Genomic DNA, 14667 nt, shown 5'->3' with positions numbered 1-14667 from the left:
GCGCAAAATCGGCCGCCTTCGAGAACCTTCAGAGCCGGGCGATCTCGTGCTCGCGTCCGAGCAGTTTGGCGAGCTGCTTCAGCCGGCCGATGACGCGTTCGCTCGCGAGCTGGCGCAAATCCTCCGGCAAACGGAGGACCAGCCGGCCGTCGACGCAGGATGCCTGCATGCGCGGCAGCAGGCCCGCCATTCCAGCCGAGAGCAGATAGGCAACGCGGAAGATCGCGGCCAGCAGCAGCGCCCGTTCGAGGATCGGCGGCGGAAGCAGGGAGCGCAAGGCGGCAGCCGCTGCCGACGATGACTTCAACCCGGCATAGCGGTGAAAGATCGACAGTGCCAGGAAAGCCCGCTCGACATGATCGACCCCGGTGAAATAGGCGTGGGCGATGACGTTCATGCTCTGCTCGCCGCGATAGTCGGGGTGGGCGCGCCAGCCGATGTCGGAAAGCAGGCAGACCGCCTCGATCATCCGTTCGGAAAGGCCGTGCGTCGGCAGGCCCGCCGACTCCAGAATGGTGCGGCTCCAGGCGATGAGATCGTCGGCGTGGCGCGGATCGCGCGCCCGCAGATGGTTGTAGTCTCGGGCCGAGCGCAACAGCGGATCGGCGGCGCGTTCCGCCGGCGAAAGCTGCTCGTGCAGCAGGCCTTCGCGCACCCCTTGCGCCGAGATGATGATGGAGCGCGGCCTGCCGCGCTTGATCAACTCGTCGAGGACCAGTGCCCCATAGGCGAGCAGCGGGCGCCGGGCCGACGACACCGAGTCGATCGAGTCGAGCCCCGTCAGGTCCGCCTTCTCCACCAGCTTGACGAAATCGGCGACATCGCGCGCCGACAGCGCATAACCGTGCATCACGTTGAGCGGGTAGTTCACCTGATGCTGGTGGAGGGTCGCGAGCGCCCGCCAGGTTCCGCCGACGGCGTAGAAATCCCGCCCCCGCATCGCCGCGACCTGAGGCAGTTTGTCCAGCTCGTCCTTGACGATCTTCTCGGCCTGCCTGAGCGAATTCTTCGAGCGATCGAGGAGGGCGAGGCCGCCGAGCGGTACGCTCGCCCCCCGCCCCGTCTTGCCCCCGGCAACCGAGATCAGCTCGAGGCTGCCGCCGCCGAGGTCGCCGACGACGCCGTCCGGATTGTCGAAACCCGAGAGGATGCCCAGCCCGGACAGTTCAGCCTCGCGATCGCCCGAGATCAGCTCGATCGGCTGACCGATCGCCTCCTCGGCGCGTGCAATGAACTCCGGGCCGTTGCTCGCATACCGTGCCGCGGCGGTGGCGATCACCCGGATGGCGCCGACATTCATGGCCTCGCACAGGATGCGGAAGCGCATCAGTGCCGCGACAGCCTTCTCCATCGCATCCGTCGCCAGCCGGCCCGTGCTGGCGACCTGGCGCCCGAGCCCGGCCATCTCCTTCTCGTTGAAGACCTGCGCCGGCGCTCGCGCGACCATCTCGTAGACAACGAGCCGGACGGAGTTCGAACCGATATCGACGATCGCCAGCGAGCCGTCGCCCAGCCCGAGGCGGCCAGGCGCGTTCAGGACCTCAGCCCTTGCGGCTGCCTCGCCGTGAAAGAGACCGGGGGCTTGAATTGGAGAGTGATTTTCCACGTCCTGACAGACTCGGGTTCGTCATGAAATATTTGTGGGCGTTGAACGACTCTTCGTTCGGCGCCGGGACAATGCGTCGGGAGCCGCCATCGGGCAAGATCGTCCAGCTCTGTTCGTTGTCGAGGAAGTTCGCCAGCATGATCTGCTCGAGCAGTTGCTGGTGCACCGTCGGGTTCAGGATCGGCGTCAGCGCCTCGACGCGGCGGTCGAGATTACGCGGCATCAGATCCGCAGACGAGATGTAGAGCTTCGCCTTGGGCGACGGCATCCCATGGCCGGCGCCGAAGGCATAGACGCGGGTGTGTTCGAGGAAGCGCCCGATGATCGACTTGACCCGGATGTTCTCGGAAAGCCCCGGAATGCCCGGCCGCAGGCAACAGATGCCGCGAACGACGAAATCGATCTCGACGCCGGCCTGGCTCGCATCATAGAGCGCGTCGATGATCTCGGGGTCGACCAGCGAGTTGCACTTGCCCCAGATCGCGCCCTTCCGGCCCGCCCTGACATGCGCGACCTCCTCGGCGATGTCGGCGAGCAGGCGCTGCTTCAGCCCGGATGGCGAGACCGACATCAGCTCGAGTTCCGCCGGCTCGGCATAGCCGGTGATGAAGTTGAAGACGCGGGCGACGTCCTGCGACATCACCGGATCCGCCGTGAAGAACGAGACGTCCGTATAGATGCGCGCCGTGATCGGGTGGTAGTTGCCGGTCGCGATATGGCAATAGCTCGTCAGCTGCCCCGCCTCGCGCCGGACCACCAGCGAAAGCTTGGCATGGGTCTTGAGCTCGATGAAGCCGTAGACGACCTGGACGCCGGCGCGCTCCATCTCCTTGGCCCAGCGGATGTTCGCCTCCTCGTCGAAGCGCGCCTTGAGTTCGACCAGCGCCGTCACCGACTTGCCGGCCTCCGCCGCCTCGGTCAGCGCCTTGACGATCGGCGAGTTGGACGAGGTCCGGTAGAGCGTCTGCTTGATCGCGACGACGCTGGGATCGCGCGCCGCCTGCTGCAGGAACTGCACGACGACGTCGAAGGACTCGTAGGGGTGATGGACCAACAGGTCCTTCTGGCGGATCGCCGCGAAGCAGTCGCCGCCATGCTCGCGGATCCGCTCGGGGAAGCGGGCGTTGTAGGGCTTGAACTTCAGGTCCGGCCGGTCGACGCCGACGAGCTGGGCGAGTTCGTTCAGGCCGATCATGCCGTCGACGGCAACGACCTCGTCCTCGTCGACCTTGAGCTCGCGCACGATCATCTTGCGCAGATGCGCCGGCATGCCGCTGCTGATCTCGAGACGGATGACGACGCCGAGCCGACGTAGCTTGAGCATCGTCTCGAAGACGCGCACCAGGTCCTCCGCCTCCTCCTCGATGTCGAGATCAGTATCGCGGATGACGCGGAAGGATCCGGTGCCCTTGACGTCGTAGCCCGGGAACAGCTTGGCGATGAAGAGCGAGACCGCATCCTCGAGCGTGATGAAGCGGCGCAGGCCCTCGCGCGCGAGATCAGGCAGCTCGATGAAGCGATCCATCTTGCTCGGCACCCGGATCAGCGCATCGAGCTGGCGGCCGTCGCTGATGCGCTCGAGCGCCAGCGCTACGGTGAAACCGAGATTGGGGATGAAGGGAAAGGGGTGCGCCGGATCGATGGCCAGCGGCGTCAGCACCGGAAAGACGTAGTTGAGGAAGTAATCCTCCAGCCAGACGCGTTCCTGCGCGCCGATGTCGCCCGGGCCGAGAAGATGGAGCCGATTCGCGTGAAGATCGTGCTTGAGCTCGCTCCAGCGAGCCTGCTGATCGTCGGTCAGCGCTGCGACCGCCCGGCCGATCTGGCCGAGCTGCTCGGCCGGGGTCAGGCCATCCTGGCTTGGGGTAACGACGCCGGCCTTGAGCTGTTCGCGCAGTCCCGACACCCGCACCATGAAGAACTCGTCCAGGTTGGCGGCCGAGATCGACAGGAAGCGCAGTTGCTCCAGCAGCGGGTGATTGCGGTTGGAAGCCTCCTCCATCACCCGGCGATTGAACTGCAGCCAGGACAGCTCGCGGTTCATGAAGCGGTCGGGCAGCTGCCGCAACGGGACGGTTCCGTCGGCGGGAACGGCTTCCACGGCCTCGATGGCGCTCTGCTGCGAGTTCATGCTCTTGGCTCTCGTTCCGGTTGCTGCTCTGGCCACGTCGGTCTCCCTTTGCAGGGTCTTGAGCCATCCTAGCGTGACGGTTCGATGACGCAGGACACATCATTTCCGGCCGGACTGCCACCCCGATCCGGGCAGCGCCTTACTCTTCCGCAACGAGCCCGGCCAGCACCTCGGTTGCGAGCGCCCTCGTGACGCGGCGCCCGCGCTCGAGCGACAAGCGGTCGAGCGCGTCGACGAGAGCCCGTGCGGCGGCAAAGGAGCGCTCCATCCGCAGCACCAACGCGTCGATGATGCCCGTATCGACGACGAGCTGACGGTCGATGAAGAGCTTCACCAGCACGGCCCGCAGCAGCGCGTCGTCCGGCGGCTCGATCGTCGCCTGGGGCGCAAGCCGAAGCCGGGACAGCAGGTCCGGGACGCGCAGTCCCCAGCGGTCCGGCGCCTCGCGCGCCGTCAGCAGCAGGAAGCCGCCACGCGCCTTCACCGCGTTCATCAGGTGGAAGAGGGCGGCCTCGTCGCTCAGGCCGCGGTCGCAATCCTCGACGACCAATGCCCCGCCCGAAACCAGATGCGGGACATTGGCGTCCACGACTTCGGAGGCCTGCACGGTCCAGGCATGGGCGGCCTTGGCCCAGATCGCGGCGAGATGGGTCTTGCCGGCGCCTTCGGGGCCGACGAGCCGCAGCCAGGCGTCCGGCCAGGCCGGCCAGGCTTCGACGAGGCCATAGGCCGCCTCATTCGAGGGACCGACAAGAAAATCCTCGACGCCGTAGCGGCTATCGATTGGCAGGTCCAAGGCGAGCTGACGAGGGCGGCCCTGCAGCTCAGCCATCGGAATCGATCCGTGCCTGTACCTCCGCGGCGCGCGTGGCATCGCCGCCATGATAAATGTTGCTTGCCAGATATTGTCGGAGCGCAAATCGGCAGAGCACGCCGATGACGGCCGCCAGCGGCACCGCCAGCAGGAGCCCGACGAAGCCGAACAGCGAGCCGAAGGCAAGCAGCGCGAACATCAGCCAGACGGGGTGCACGCCGATCGAATCGCCGACGAATTTCGGCTGGAAGATATTGCCTTCGAGGAACTGCCCCGCCGCGAAGACGGCGAGCGTGGCCAGCGGCCAGGTCCATTCCGGCCAGAACTGGACGATGGCGACGCCGACCGAAAGCACCAGGCCCGTCAGCGAGCCGACATAGGGGATGAAGGAGAGGAAGCCCGAGATGATGCCGATCAGGGCGCCGAAATTGACGCCGAGCAGGCTCAGGCCCACCGCATAGAAAAGACCCAGCAGCAGGCAGACCAATGCCTGCCCGCGCAGGAAGCCGGCAATCGCGACGTCCATCTCGCGCAGCAATCCGCGGATCGTCTCGCGGTGCTCGAGCGGTAGCCAGCTATCGACCGTGGAACACATCCTGTCCCAGTCGATCAGGAGATAGAAGGCGATGACCGGTGTCAGGACCAGAAGCGAGAACACGCCGATGATCGCCGTGCCGCCGGTCCAGAGCGACTGAAGCAGCCCGCCGACCCATTTGGTCGCTTCGCCGACGAGATTGCCGAGCGAGTTCTGCGCCTCCTCCGTCAGCTTGGTGCCACCGAAGCGCTCGATCCAGGGGCCGCCCTGCTCGATCACCAGTGCTTGAAGCTTGGCCGCATCGGCCGGCAACCGTGCCACGAGGCCCGCGAGCTGCTGCCCGAGCAACGGCGCCAGCAGGACGAGGGCCAGCACGAAGACCAGCAGGAAGACGAAGAGAATCGCGATCGTCGCTGCGAGCCGGCTCATTCCCGCCTTCTCCAGCCGGTCGGCCAGCGGATCGAGCAGATAGGCGAGCGCCAACGCGGCGACGAACGGCAGCAGCACATCGCGCAGCAGAAGGAGCAGCAGGACGAAGACGACCAGCGAGGCCAGCCAGAAGCCGATTTGGCGTTGCAGGGTCATTTCCAGGCCTTTCGCGGATCCGGCTGTGCGCGCTTGTCAAACAGAGGCAGCCGCCGCTTGTTCAACCGGCTGCGGGCAAGCTGCCATAGGGCAAGACCAGAAGGTCAGCTAGGCTGGCATCGAAGCCCGCGTCAACAACACGGCCGCTGTTGACGCGGCGATTTGGTATTCACCCGGCGGCGCTGGATGGCTTCGTCGCCACCTCGGATGGCGGTATCCGCCGATGCCCCAAAGCATGCTGGGTTCTCTCGAAAACACGCCATCATCCCTGACAGCCTGCGAAGCAACCCCGGGATGACGGCACGGTTCCGCACGAAATCAGAGCACTCTCTAATCGATATCCTCGACCTCGACTTCCGTGCCGTAGACCCGCTGGGCCAGGGAGGCCTCCATGAACGGATCGAGCGCTCCATCCAGCACCTCGGAGGGGTCGGTCGAGCTGACCCCCGTCCGCAGATCCTTCACCAGCTGATAGGGCTGCAGCACGTAAGAGCGGATCTGGTGGCCCCAGCCGATATCGGTCTTGGAGGCCTGCTCGGCATTCGCCTTCTCTTCCTGCTTCTTCAGCTCGACCTCATAGAGGCGTGCGCGCAGCATGTCCCAGGCCTTGGCACGGTTCTTGTGCTGCGAACGCTCCTGCTGGCACGACACCGCGATTCCCGTCGGGATATGGGTGATGCGCACTGCAGAATCGGTCGTGTTGATGTGCTGCCCACCAGCGCCCTGAGCCCGGTAGGTGTCGATCCGGCAATCCGACTCGTTGATCTCAATGACGATGCGGTCATCGACGACCGGATAGACCCAGACCGACGCAAACGAGGTCTGGCGGCGAGCATTTGAATCAAACGGCGAGATGCGCACCAGCCGGTGCACGCCGCTTTCCGTCTTCAGCCATCCATAGGCGTTGTGACCCTTGAACTGCAGCGTCGCCGACTTGATGCCGGCCGTGTCACCATCCTGGTATTCGAGCGTCTCGACCTTGAACTTCCGCCGCTCGCCCCAGCGCCGATACATGCGCAGCAGCATCTCGGCCCAATCCTGGCTTTCCGTGCCGCCGGCGCCGGGATGGATCTCGATGTAGGTGTCGAGCATGTCGGCCTCGCCGGACAGCAGGGTTTCGACCTGCAGCCGCGCCGCTTCGACCTCGACGGCCTTGATCGCCTGCTCGCCTTCGGTGATCGAGGCGGCGTCATCCTCCATCTCGCCGAGTTCGATCAGCGTCAGCGCATCGTCGAGGTCGCGCTCGAGCTTGGTGATGCCCTCGATCTGGGTCTCCAGAGAGGTGCGTTCACGCATCAGCTTCTGCGCGGCGTCGGCATCGTTCCAGAAATCGGGGCCTTCGGAGAGGGCGTTCAGTTCCGCGAGGCGGCGTTGAGCGACATCCCAGTCAAAGATGCCTCCTCAGCAGTCCGATCGACTGCTTGGCGTTGTCGTGTTGCGTCTGGATCTCTGGGCGCATGCAAAAGGCCTTGGATGGAAAACGAAGGGTTGGGATAGGGCTGAACGGAGCCGCTGTAAACGGCATGACGAACTCACCCGTCATGCTCGACCTTTTGGCGAGCATCCACATCCTGAGCACAGGTCCCGACGAGCGAAGACGTGGATGGTCGGGACAAGCCCCACCATGACGGACAGGTCTGTTAGTACAATCCGCCCGTACCGGAGCCGACGCCGCGCCCGCCGCCCGGCGCCACGCTGAACGGGGCCGAGCCATCGCCGGCGGCGCCGATGACGGAGTAGCTGTCCGGCGGCGCCGTGCCTGGCTTGAAGGCCTCGAGGATGCCGCCCTCGCCGCCCGAGCGCATGCCGGTCCTGGGGTCGACCCGGATCAGCTTGATACCGGCCGGAACGCGGAACGGGGTTGCAGGCTTGTCCTTGAGGGCCGCCATCATAAAGTCGCGGAAGATCGGCGCGGCGTATTGGCCCGCCGTCGCCGAGGTGCCGAGTGACTTCGGCTTGTCGAAGCCCATATAAACGCCGACCGCGAGGTCCGGCGAGAAGCCGACGAACCACACGTCCTTGGCATCGTTGGTCGTTCCCGTCTTGCCGGCGAGCGGCTTGCCGACGGACTTGACCACGGTCGCCGTGCCGGCGTTGACCACGCCTTCCATGACCGAGACCATCTGGTAGGCGGTCAGCGGGTCGATCACCTGGTCGCGGTTGTCGATCAGGCGCGGCTCGCGCTGGTCGGACCATTTCTCGGCGACGCACCCCTCGCAAACGCGCTGGTCGTGCCGGAAGATGGTCGAGCCAAAGCGATCCTGGATGCGGTCGATCAGCGTCGGGCGGATTCGCTTGCCGCCGTTGACCAACATGGAATAGCCGGCCGTCATCCGCATGACCGTGGTCTCGCCGGCACCGAGCGACATCGAGAGCACCGGCAGCATGTCGTCATAGACGCCGAAGCGGCGGGCATATTCCGCGATCAGCGGCATGCCGACATCCTTGGCGAGGCGCACGGTCATCAGGTTCTTCGAGAACTGGATGCCGTAGCGCAGGGTGCGCGGCCCGGTCGACTTGCCGTCGTAGTTGCTGGGAGCCCAGACGCCGAGCCCACCGCCCTGGTCGATCTCGATCGGAGCATCCAAGATAATGCTGGACGGCGTGTAGCCGTTGTCGAGCGCGGTCGCATAGACGAAGGGCTTGAAGGACGAGCCCGGCTGGCGCAGCGCCTGCGTCGCGCGGTTGAATTCCGACTGGTCGTGGCTGAATCCGCCGACCATGGCGAGCACACGCCCGGAGAACGGATCCATCACGGTGATGGCCCCGTTGACCTCGGGCAACTGGCGCAGCCGGACCTGGCCGGGGCGATTGTCCATCGGCTCGACATAGACGACGTCGCCGACCGAAACCGCCTGCGAGACGCGGGCTCGACGGGTCCACTTGATGCCTTCGCCGCCCAGCGTGACCGTGTCGCGGTCGGTCTTCAGATGCCCGGAATTCTCGCGCAGTGGGTGCAGGCCGAGACGGGCGCTGTCGCCGCTGACCTCAAGCACGACGGCGAGCCGCCAGGGGGCGACGTCGCCTAGGACCGGCAACTCACCGAGAGTGAGGCCCCAATCGCGCGCGCCGAGGTCGAGCTTTTGAATAGCGCCGCGCCAGCCGCGCGCCTCGTCGAAGCGCACCAGCCCGTCGACGAGCGCCTTGCGTGCCATCAGCTGCATCTTCGGGTCGACGGTCGCGCGCACCGAAAGCCCGCCTTCGAGCAGCTTCTTCTCGCCGTAGCGATCCTGTAGCTCGCGGCGAATCTCCTCCGCGAAATAGCCGGCGGCGATGTTGTTCGGCGAGACGGTGCGCGGATTAACGCCGAGCGGCTGGTTCTTGGCCGCATCGCCGGCGGCGCGCGTGACAAGGCCGTTCTCGACCATGCGGTCGATGACGTAGTTGCGGCGCTCGATGGCGCGCTCGCGATTGCGGAAAGGATGGAGGTCGGTCGGCGCCTTCGGCAGGGCCGCCAGGTAGGCGGCCTCCTGAAGGTTCAGTTCGTGTACCGACTTGCCGAAATAATTGAGCGCGGCGGCCGCGATGCCATAGCTGCCCTGCCCGGGCGCCGGCGCGCCGAGATAAATCTCGTTCAGGTAAAGCTCGAGAATCTTGTCCTTAGAATAAGCCGATTCCAGCCGAACCGCGACGAGCGCCTCGCGAATCTTGCGCTCCAGGCTCTGCTCGGAGCCGACCAGGAAGTTCTTCGCGACCTGCTGGGTGATGGTGGAGGCGCCCTGCGGCCGTCGGCCCGAGCCACGATTGCGGAAATTGGAGATCGCGGCGCGGGCGAGGCCCTCGGGATCGACGCCCATATGCCTGTAGAAATTCTTGTCCTCGGCCGAGAGATAGGCGTCGACGACAAGCTTCGGCACGGCCTGGATCGGCAGGTAGAGCCGGCGCTCGCGGGCGAACTCGGCGATCAGCGAGCCATCGCCCGCATGGACGCGGGTCATCACCGGCGGCTCGTAGTTGCGCAGCTGCGCGTAGTCCGGCAGGTCCTTGGAGTAGTGCCAGATCAACCCGCCCGCGGCGACAGCCCCGACCACGAAGACGATCGTGCCGGCGGCGAACAACCACCCGAACATTCTCAGGATAAAGCGCATTTCAGGCCCTGGCCCTTGCCGTTACCGCCCGGTTACCCCTCAAAGCGGCGTTTCGCAAATCACGTCTATAGCATGACGGACGTGGCGGAACCGTGGCCTTGGAACCACATTCGCGTAACCCTGCTGCCAAGGCTGTGCGTTCAGCGCTGATTGGCTGCCGCCTTCCCGACAGGGGCTCGGGCCGCGCTGAAATAGCCATCCACCGCTGTCGCGACGGCGGCGACCGCCTTGGTGCGCCACTCGGCCGAATTGAGCAGCTCCGCGTCCTTTGGGCTCGACATGTAGCCGAGCTCGATCAGCACCGAGGGCACGTCCGGCGCGCTGAGCACGCGGAAACCGGCCGAACGCAGCGGCACCTTGTGCATCTTCACCGAGCCACCGAGCTTTTCGACCAGATTGCGCGCGAACACGGCGGAGAAGGTCCGCGTCTCGCGCTTGGCGAGATCCATCAGGATGCCGGCGACGTCCTGCGTGTCCTCACTGGCGTCGAGCCCTGCCACCGCGTCGGCCTGGTTTTCCTTTGCCGCGAGCCTTGCAGCCTCGGCGTCAGTGGCGCGCTCGGAGCCGGTGTAGACCGTTGCACCGCGAACCTCCTGCGCCTGCGTAAGCGAATCGGCATGGATCGAGATGAAGAGGTCGGCCCCGGCCGCCCGGGCAATGCCGACGCGCTCGGCCAGCGGGACGAAGCGGTCATCGTCGCGCGTCATCAGTACGCGGTATCGCCCGCTCTGCTCGAGCTCTTCCTTCAGCGTCGTCCCGAAGGCGAGCACGACGGATTTTTCAGTGATCGATGCCACCACAGCACCAGGGTCGATGCCGCCATGGCCGGGGTCGATCACGACGGTCTGGCGGGTCTCGCCCGCCGGCTTGGGCGGCACCGGAACCGCGGTTGCGGCATCGGCGTCGGGCGGCGTCTTCGCGACAGCGGCTTGGAACTCAGCCCGTGTCGCCCGACGCAGTTCGATGACGAGTTCGCCGAAACCGCCGCGCATCGGGCGCGATTCGGCCTTCGCAACGATGGCGGGATGCGTGAGGTCAATGATGATCCGCGCCTTGTCGGCGGTGAACAGGCCGAAGCGGAAGGCGCCGACGAAGCCGGCGCTCTTGCGCGCGGCCGCCGGCTGGACCTGGAAATTGGTCGAAGGCATGTCGATAACGACGCGGTCCGGGCCGGCCATCACCGAGGCAGAAACCTCGAGCGGGCGCGACAGCGCCATGGTCAGGCGCACCGTGTCGCCGGACTGCTCCAGCCGGGCATCGGTCGCGACCGGCAGGTCGTTCTGGGATCGGCCGTTGCCCTGCGCCGTGGCCGCACCGGCGAGGCCCAAGACGAAGCCGAGCACCAGGCAACCCTTCCGCAACGCGCCGCAAAAGCGGGAGCCGCGATCAGCGCGTGTCTTCGGACGCCTCACCCCAATCATCCCGAAAAATATTACCAAGACTTAACCATTGCAGCGCGAAATCCTAACGGCCGGTTACCACGCCTCCATCGACAGGAAAACCGGCACGATGACCGCCCGAGCGATGCCGACGCGATGTAGCTTGCAAATCACTGTCACCTGTCTGTAATGGAAATGGTTGCTTCGCAAAGCGGCCCATGGTGCGCATCCGGATCCGAGGATCCGTCGGCGTCCGGGGCATGCTGGCCGGCCGATTCTTCGGGGTCGCCGGCGGGAGACAACCACAACGGATCGTCCGCAGACGGCCGGAGCCCAGCGCCAGAGTTTCAGCGCCAGGCCAGGTCGCGCGAGCGTGCAACGCGGAGCGGCTCGTCTTGTTGGACAGTCGTGCCGCAGGTCAGGACAGATGTCGGGGCACTCGACGCCGCATAGATTATCGGTGAATCGTCGCTACCTGCGGGACTGCGCCGGGCTTCCGCCCCGGCCGGCTTGCCCGAGCCCCCTTTCTGTCTCGATCGAATCCTCCCTCCTGCAACATGCCGGCGCTCGCCGGCCTTTGCGCGGCGCCCCTGCCCGCTGCAGCGGATCGTTGTCCGCAGCCCGGCGGGTATCGCTGGCGGCCGCGCCCATGGAAAATCCCGATGGCCAACAAAATGCTAATCGACGCCACTCACCCGGAAGAGACCCGGGTCGTGGTCGTCCGCGGATCGCGTATCGAGGAGTTTGACTTCGAGGCCGCAAGCCGCAAGCCGCTCCGCGGCAACATCTACCTCGCCAAGGTCACGCGCGTGGAGCCTTCGCTTCAGGCCGCCTTCGTCGAATATGGCGGAAACCGCCACGGCTTCCTCGCCTTCTCCGAGATTCACCCCGACTATTACCAGATCCCGGTCGCCGACCGTCAGGCCCTGCTGGCCGACGAAGCCCGTGAGGACCGCGAGGAAGAGCGCGACGAGGAGAAGCGCGAGAAGCGCGGGCGCCGCGACCGCGGGCGCCGGGGAGAGCGTGACGGCCGGGCCAAGAAGGCCGCCGCCGACGAAACCGTAACGGCCGAGATCGACGCGAATGGCGCGGTCGAGACCGACGGCAAGGAAGCCGCGATGGTCAACGAGGGCGCGCCCGCCTTCGGCGAATCCTTCGCTCCGGCCGTCGCCGAATCGACCGACGAGGCCGTGGTCGAGAATGCTGCGCCTCTGACCTTCGAAACGGTCGTGTCTGCAGAGCAGGTCACGTCCGAAGGGGCGGAGGCCGACGTCGCTTCCGCCGCCGAGGCACGCGAGACCCGGACGCCCGACGGCGACGAGGCGGACGATTCCGACGAGAATGGCGATGAGTCCGAGGAGCAGCCCGAGCAGCTCGGCGGCGGTGACGCCCTCGACGACATGCCCGAGCGCCCCCAGCGCCAGTCGCGTCGCCAGTACAAGATCCAGGAGGTGATCAAGCGCCGGCAGATCATCCTGGTGCAGGTCGTCAAGGAGGAGCGCGGCAACAAGGGCGCCGCACTCACCACCTATCTGTCGCTCGCCGGCCGCTATTCCGTGCTGATGCCCAACACCGGCAAGGGCGGCGGCATCTCGCGCAAGATCACCAACACGGAGGACCGCAAGCGCCTCAAGGAGATCGCCCAGGAACTCGAGGTTCCCGAGGGGATGGGCCTGATTCTGCGCACGGCGGGCGCCTCGCGCACCAAGGTCGAGATCAAGCGCGACTACGAGTATCTGATGCGGATGTGGGAGAGCGTGCGCGAACTCACCCTCGCCTCGGTCGCGCCGGCGCTGGTCTATGAGGAGGGCAACCTCGTCAAGCGTTCGATCCGCGACCTCTACAACAAGGATATCGACGAGGTTCACGTCGCGGGCGAGGAGGCCTATCGCGAGGCCAAGGACTTCATGCGCATGCTCATGCCGAGCCATGCCAAGAGCGTGAAGGCCTATCGCGAGCAGACGCCGCTCTTCGCCTCCTTCGGCATCGAGAGCCAGCTCGATGCGATGTTCTCCAACACCGTCACGCTGAAATCCGGCGGCTATATCGTCATCAATCAGACCGAGGCGCTGGTCGCGATCGACATCAATTCGGGCCGTTCGACCCGCGAGCACAATATCGAGGACACCGCCCTCAAGACCAATCTCGAAGCGGCGGAGGAAATCTCCCGCCAGTTGCGCCTGCGCGACCTTGCCGGCCTCATCGTGATCGATTTCATCGACATGGAGGAGAACCGCAACAACCGCTCCGTCGAGAAGAAGCTCAAGGACTGCCTCAAGGACGACCGCGCCCGCATCCAGGTCGGTCGCATCTCGGCCTTCGGCCTGCTCGAGATGTCGCGCCAGCGCATCCGCACCGGCGTTCTCGAGAGCTCCTCCGTGCCCTGCCCGCATTGCGCCGGCGCCGGCATGATGCGCTCGACCTCCTCGGTCTCGCTGCAGATCCTGCGCGCGCTGGAGGAGACGCTGATCAAGAGCGCCGCCCACAACCTGAACGTCCGGACCCGTCCGGAGGTCGCGCTCTATGTGCTCAACCAGAAGCGCGCCCATCTCGCCGAGCTCGAGGCGCGCTTCAACGTGGCCATCACGATCGCAACCGACGCGGCGCTGCTCGGCACCCGATACTTCGAAGTCGAGCGCGGCGAGTTCATCGGCAACGAGGACCGTGTCGTCCCGAGCGTCATCAAGGCCGAGCCCGTCCTGTCCGATATCGACGACGAGGCCCTGGATGCCGCGGCCGAGGCCGAGGCGCGTGATGCCGAGAACGAGCCGGCCGAGAGCGAGGCCACCGATGGCGGACCGCGCGATGCCAAGGCCGAAAGCGAGGCCCGTGGCGAAGGCGGACGCAAGCGCCGCCGTCGTCGTCGGCGGCGGCGTGGCGGCGAGCGCGACGCCAATGGCGTGCGTCTCGACGGCGGCAGCGACGAAGCCGATGGTGACGAGGACGGCGACGAGGATGGCGATGAGCCGACCAGCGACGTCGCGACCAACGAGGCCGCGCCCGCCGCGACCGTGACGGAAGTTGCTCCCTCCGAGCAGTCGGAGGCCGTCGCCGAGCAGGCTGCCTCCGCGGAACCCGAAGCTGTCGTCGCGGAGAAGCCGAAGCGCGCGCGCCGCAGCACCCGCAAGCCGAAGGCCGAGGCGGCACCGCTGGAGGTGGTTGCCGAGACCGTCTCCGCCGAGGCACCGCCGGCGCCCGAAGCCGCCGTTGCTCCCGCCGAGGCCGAGAAGCCCAAGCGCAGCCGCTCGCGCAAGAAGGTCGTGCCGATCACAGAAGGCGGCGCTGTTGCCGAGCCCGCCACTCCTGCGGCTGAGCCCGAAGCCGCCGCGCCCGCACCGACCGAGGTCGGAGCGTCTGCGCAGACCGAGGCTGTCGAGCCGGAGCCCGCTCCCGCTCCTGCGCCACGCGTGGTCGAGGAACCGATCGCCGTCGTGCTGACGCCGCCCGATCCGGACCGCCCCAAGCGCGGCGGCTGGTGGAACAAGCTGGCAGGACGAGGCTGATCAAACAGGGCCGCTGCGGGAGACCG

8 protein-coding genes are annotated in these 14667 nt (G+C 66.4%); 1 reads left to right on the top strand and 7 read right to left on the bottom strand.

The window, feature by feature from the left end; all coding sequences use genetic code 11:
• Positions 1–28: 28 nt before the first annotated feature.
• The 7 genes from ppx to ASE63_RS08470 all read right to left on the bottom strand — a co-directional run bounded on the left by ppx (position 29) and on the right by ASE63_RS08470 (position 11102).
• Positions 29–1606, bottom strand: coding sequence for an exopolyphosphatase (gene ppx, locus ASE63_RS08505; protein ID WP_280137441.1), 1578 nt, complete (start codon positions 1604–1606; stop codon positions 29–31).
• Positions 1542–3737 (bottom strand): RNA degradosome polyphosphate kinase, encoded by a 2196-nt coding sequence (locus ASE63_RS08500; protein ID WP_056799527.1) that lies wholly within the window; start codon positions 3735–3737, stop codon positions 1542–1544. Before ASE63_RS08500 ends, ppx begins: the two co-directional genes overlap by 65 nt.
• Positions 3738–3876: 139 nt before the next feature.
• On the bottom strand, positions 3877–4569 hold the full coding sequence (locus ASE63_RS08495; protein ID WP_056799523.1) for a hypothetical protein: 693 nt from the start codon (positions 4567–4569) through the stop codon (positions 3877–3879).
• Positions 4562–5671 (bottom strand): AI-2E family transporter, encoded by a 1110-nt coding sequence (locus ASE63_RS08490; protein ID WP_056799518.1) that lies wholly within the window; start codon positions 5669–5671, stop codon positions 4562–4564. The genes ASE63_RS08495 and ASE63_RS08490 overlap by 8 nt, the downstream gene beginning before the upstream one ends.
• Before the next feature lie 330 nt (positions 5672–6001).
• Positions 6002–7130 (bottom strand): peptide chain release factor 2 gene (prfB, locus tag ASE63_RS08485; protein WP_156410256.1). Its coding sequence is split into 2 segments (ribosomal slippage): positions 6002–7060 and positions 7062–7130, totalling 1128 coding nucleotides; the frame shifts between segments, so codons are not numbered across the junction.
• 181 nt (positions 7131–7311) lie between these two features.
• Positions 7312–9759, bottom strand: a complete 2448-nt coding sequence (locus ASE63_RS08475; protein ID WP_056799508.1) for a penicillin-binding protein 1A — start codon at positions 9757–9759, stop codon at positions 7312–7314.
• A gap of 140 nt (positions 9760–9899) precedes the next feature.
• Positions 9900–11102 carry an N-acetylmuramoyl-L-alanine amidase gene (locus tag ASE63_RS08470; protein WP_056799505.1) on the bottom strand — a complete coding sequence of 401 codons (1203 nt, stop codon included), beginning with the start codon at positions 11100–11102 and terminating at the stop codon, positions 9900–9902.
• Between the two features lie 698 nt (positions 11103–11800).
• Between ASE63_RS08470 and ASE63_RS08465 the strand changes: the two genes are divergently transcribed.
• The gene (locus ASE63_RS08465) at positions 11801–14641 is read left to right on the top strand and encodes a ribonuclease E/G (protein ID WP_056799502.1); all 2841 of its coding nucleotides are present in this window, start codon (positions 11801–11803) and stop codon (positions 14639–14641) included.
• Positions 14642–14667 lie beyond the last annotated feature (26 nt).

The sequence above is a fragment of the Allobosea sp. Root381 genome (assembly GCF_001429395.1).
Classification (GTDB): Bacteria; Pseudomonadota; Alphaproteobacteria; order Rhizobiales; family Beijerinckiaceae; genus Allobosea.
This window is presented reverse-complemented; position numbering and strand designations above follow the sequence as displayed.

Coding starts and splice junctions, on each gene's coding strand:
- ASE63_RS08495 (WP_056799523.1), bottom strand. CDS start 4,569: ATGGCTGAGCTGCAGGGCCGCCCTCGTCAGCTCGCCTTGGACCTGCCA.
- ASE63_RS08465 (WP_056799502.1), top strand. CDS start 11,801: ATGGCCAACAAAATGCTAATCGACGCCACTCACCCGGAAGAGACCCGG.
- ASE63_RS08490 (WP_056799518.1), bottom strand. CDS start 5,671: ATGACCCTGCAACGCCAAATCGGCTTCTGGCTGGCCTCGCTGGTCGTC.
- ASE63_RS08500 (WP_056799527.1), bottom strand. CDS start 3,737: ATGAACTCGCAGCAGAGCGCCATCGAGGCCGTGGAAGCCGTTCCCGCC.
- ASE63_RS08475 (WP_056799508.1), bottom strand. CDS start 9,759: ATGCGCTTTATCCTGAGAATGTTCGGGTGGTTGTTCGCCGCCGGCACG.